Source organism: Limnohabitans sp., assembly GCF_040401135.1.
GTDB lineage: Bacteria > Pseudomonadota > Gammaproteobacteria > Burkholderiales > Burkholderiaceae_C > Limnohabitans.
Genome location: NZ_JBBAOV010000040.1, coordinates 1 through 3,764, shown reverse-complemented (window position 1 = coordinate 3,764; position 3,764 = coordinate 1). Strand labels below are relative to the sequence as shown.

The following is a 3,764-nucleotide window of genomic DNA, read 5'->3' as shown; positions in this document are numbered from 1 at the left end:
CTCCTCATGGTCGACAACTACGACAGCTTCACCTTCAACATCGTTCAATACTTCGGCGAGCTGGGTGCAGAGGTCGAGGTGTTTCGGAACGACGAAATCACCCTCGAAGGCATTGCCGCACGCCAGCCTGACCGTTTGGTAATTTCGCCCGGCCCTTGCTCGCCTGCTGAGGCCGGTATTTCGGTGGCGGCCATTCAACACTTTGCGGGCAAGCTGCCCATCTTGGGCGTGTGCTTAGGCCATCAAAGCATTGGCGCAGCATTTGGCGGCAAGATCATTCGGGCGCAAGCGTTGATGCACGGCAAAACCAGCGTCATCACTACCACGCAAGAGGGCATGTTTGGCGGGCTGCCCGAGAAGTTCACAGTGAACCGTTATCACTCGTTGGCGATTGAGCGTGCGACATGCCCGTCGTGTCTCAAGGTCACGGCGTGGACGGATGACGGCGAAATCATGGGTGTGCGTCACACCGACTTGGATATTCAAGGTGTGCAGTTTCACCCTGAATCCATACTGACCGAGCATGGCCATGCCATGCTAAAAAACTTTCTGTAAAGGCTGGTTATGACAAGCGCCACACATACCAACACAAATGCCATCACGCCCCAAGAGGCGCTGCAACGCGTCATCGAGCACCGCGAAATTTTTCACGACGAAATGCTGCACATCATGCGCCTCATCATGTCGGGCGAAATGTCGCCCGTATTGATGTCAGCTTTCATTACCGCATTGCGGGTGAAGAAGGAAACGATTGGCGAAATCACCGCCGCCGCACAAGTGATGCGCGAGTTTTCGACCAAGGTCGACGTGCTAGACCGCACATACATGGTGGACATCGTGGGCACGGGTGGCGATGGTTCGCACACCTTCAATATTTCAACCTGCTCGATGTTCGTAGCGGCCGCGGCGGGTGCCAAAGTCAGCAAGCATGGCAGCCGCAGCGTTAGCAGCAAAAGCGGTAGCGCCGACGTGCTGGAGAGCTTAGGTGTCAACATCAACCTGCCGCCTGCGCAAATTGCCAAGTGCATTGCCGCAGTGGGCATTGGCTTCATGTTTGCCCCCAATCACCATCCCGCGATGAAGAACGTGGCCCCTGTTCGCAAAGAACTGGGCGTGCGAACCATTTTCAATATCTTGGGCCCTCTCACCAATCCGGCCAGTGCACCTAATATTTTGATGGGCGTGTTCCATCCTGATTTGGTGGGCATTCAAGTACGCGCACTAGAGCGTTTGGGCGCTGAGCATGCTTTGGTGGTGTATGGCCGTGATGGCTTGGACGAAGTTTCCTTGGGCGCATCCACTTTAGTGGGCGAGTTGAAAGACGGCAAAGTGCGTGAGTACGAAATACACCCCGAAGACTTTGGCTTTGCCATGAGCGGCAACCGTGCTTTGCGCGTTGAAACGCCCGAGCAATCGCGTGCCATGTTGCTGGGCGTGCTGGACAACCAAGCCGGACCGGCTCACGATATCGTGGTGCTCAATGCTGGGGCGGCCTTGTATGCCGCAAACGTGGCAGGCAGCATCGAGGCCGGCATTGCGCGAGCGCGTGAGGTTTTGGCTTCGGGGGCCGCCAAAATCAAACTCGATCAATTGATTGCCACTGCGAATCAACTCGCTGCGGCTTAAATTTGCGCCTAGGCGCTAGAAAGAAATCATGTCAGACATCTTGAACCAAATCGTCGCCGTCAAACACCAAGAGGTGGCGGCAGCGTTGCAGCGCAAGTCGTTGCCGGCTATGCGGGCAGATGCTGAGAGCCGCGTGCTTACTCGCGACTTTGTGGGCGCTTTGCGCGCCAAGATTGCCGCAGGCTTGCCTGCCGTGATTGCCGAGATCAAAAAAGCTAGCCCATCTAAAGGCGTGATTCGCGAAGACTTCATTCCTGCCGACATTGCCCAAAGCTACGCTGAACACGGCGCAGCATGTTTATCGGTGTTGACCGACAAAGACTTCTTTCAAGGCCAAGTGGACCACCTCAAGCAAGCCCGCGCTTCGTGCGACTTGCCTGTGCTGCGCAAAGACTTTATGGTCGACCCGTATCAGGTGTACGAAGCGCGTGTGATGGGCGCAGACTGCATCTTGCTCATTGCCGCCTGCTTGACCGACGTGCAAATGGCCGAGATGGAAGCCATTGCACGCAACTTAGACATGGCTGTGTTGGTGGAGGTGCATGACGCAGCTGAGCTGCAACGCGCGCTCAAACTCAAAACCCCTTTGATAGGCATCAACAACCGCAACTTGCGCACCTTTGAGGTGTCGCTCGACACCACGATTGGCATGCTCAAAGATGTGCCCGCAGACCGATTGCTGATCACCGAAAGTGGCATCTTGCAACAGGCCGATGTGCAAAAGATGCGCGATGCCCATGTGCATGCCTTCTTGGTGGGTGAGGCGTTCATGCGCGCACCCGATCCAGGCAAGGCCTTGGCTGAGTTGTTTGCTGCATAACAAATGAACGGTGATTTGTTTGGCGGCACCGCAGCTGCCAACGCAGTTGAACACGCCAAGGCCGCCTCTAATGCACCTTGCTTAAGCAGGTGGCTGCCGCAAGATTGGCCTGTTCAGCCTGACTGGCAGCCCGTGTTGGATGCGTTTTGGCGCAGTGCACCTGGCGTGTCGTTGGCGGGATTTGTCCAAACACGCCTCGATGCTGGCGCGGTGGTGTATCCCAAACACCCTTTATGGGCATTGCAGCTCACCCCCTTGTCGCAGGTGAAGGTGGTGATTCTTGGTCAAGACCCCTATCACGGCGCACATCAGGCGCAGGGCTTGTCTTTCTCTGTCGCTCCAGGCGAGAAGACGCCTCCTTCTCTGCGCAACATCTTCAAAGAACTGCAACGTGATCTCAACCAGCCGGTGCCTAAAAGCGGATCATTGGAGGCGTGGGCGCGGCGTGGAGTTTTGTTGCTCAACACTTGCCTGACGGTGGAAGACGGCCGGCCCGCCAGCCATGCCAAACGCGGCTGGGAGCAGTTGACCGATGCTTTGCTGGCAGAGGTGGCTCGGAACGCGCCGGCCTGTGTTTATATGCTCTGGGGTGGTCATGCCCAAGAAAAAGCCGAGTTGATTGCGCACGAAACCCGATCGCAACCCCCTAGTTTTGTAGGTTTGCGCGGCGCAGATGCGCGTCAGAGAGAGGCTTTGGTGCTCAAAGCCAATCACCCATCGCCTTTGTCTGCTTTGCGTCCGCCAAGGCCTTTCATAGGTTGCTGTCACTTTTCACAGGCCAGCGCTTGGCTGATGCAACGAGAGATGAGTTTGGATTGGGTTTTGTGAGTCGCTTGGGCTCCAAAACTCGCGAATACCCTAAAACTCTGCTATAGTTCGCGATTCGCCGGAGGGGTGCCCGAGTGGCTAAAGGGGGCAGACTGTAAATCTGTTAGCTTACGCTTACACTGGTTCGAATCCAGTCCCCTCCACCAGCGAAAACCAACAAGTAGATGCGCCGGTAGGCCTGCAACTGTGACGATCTGTTCTGATCTGATGCGGGAGTAGTTCAATGGTAGAACCCTAGCCTTCCAAGCTAATGACGCGGGTTCGATTCCCGTCTCCCGCTCCACCTGTGGTTTTCAAAGGATTGATTAGCGATCAATTGATTTGCCCTTGTGGCTCAGTGGTAGAGCACTCCCTTGGTAAGGGAGAGGTCGCGGGTCCGATTCCCGCCAAGGGCACCAGATTTTTTGTGATTGACCTATTTTTTTTCGGAGTCGAGAAATGGCAAAAGGAAAATTCGAACGTACCAAGCCACACGTGAACGTGGGCACTA

General features: G+C 55.8%; 4 protein-coding genes and 3 tRNA genes. All 7 read left to right on the top strand.

The window, feature by feature from the left end:
- Nucleotides 1-555 (top strand): anthranilate synthase component II (locus ABWP81_RS10200; RefSeq protein ID WP_353141536.1); only part of this gene is annotated, 555 nt, incomplete at its 5' end.
- Between the two features lie 9 nt (nucleotides 556-564).
- Entirely contained in the window at nucleotides 565-1,626 is a 1,062-nt protein-coding gene (trpD, locus tag ABWP81_RS10195) for an anthranilate phosphoribosyltransferase (RefSeq protein ID WP_353141534.1), read from the top strand.
- 28 nt (nucleotides 1,627-1,654) lie between these two features.
- Nucleotides 1,655-2,446, top strand: coding sequence for an indole-3-glycerol phosphate synthase TrpC (gene trpC, locus ABWP81_RS10190; RefSeq protein ID WP_353141532.1), 792 nt, complete (start codon nucleotides 1,655-1,657; stop codon nucleotides 2,444-2,446).
- 3 nt (nucleotides 2,447-2,449) lie between these two features.
- Nucleotides 2,450-3,274, top strand: a complete 825-nt coding sequence (locus ABWP81_RS10185) for a uracil-DNA glycosylase (protein ID WP_353141530.1) — start codon at nucleotides 2,450-2,452, stop codon at nucleotides 3,272-3,274.
- A 60-nt stretch (nucleotides 3,275-3,334) separates the two neighbouring features.
- Nucleotides 3,335-3,420 (top strand) — tRNA-Tyr (locus ABWP81_RS10180).
- Nucleotides 3,421-3,483: 63 nt separating this feature from the next.
- A tRNA-Gly gene (locus tag ABWP81_RS10175) sits at nucleotides 3,484-3,557 on the top strand.
- A gap of 40 nt (nucleotides 3,558-3,597) precedes the next feature.
- A tRNA-Thr gene (locus ABWP81_RS10170) sits at nucleotides 3,598-3,672 on the top strand.
- Nucleotides 3,673-3,764 lie beyond the last annotated feature (92 nt).

Excerpts from the sequence above, each read along its gene's own strand:
- trpD (WP_353141534.1), top strand. The coding sequence starts at position 565 with ATGACAAGCGCCACACATACCAACACAAATGCCATCACGCCCCAAGAG.
- trpC (WP_353141532.1), top strand. The coding sequence starts at position 1,655 with ATGTCAGACATCTTGAACCAAATCGTCGCCGTCAAACACCAAGAGGTG.
- ABWP81_RS10185 (WP_353141530.1), top strand. The coding sequence starts at position 2,450 with ATGAACGGTGATTTGTTTGGCGGCACCGCAGCTGCCAACGCAGTTGAA.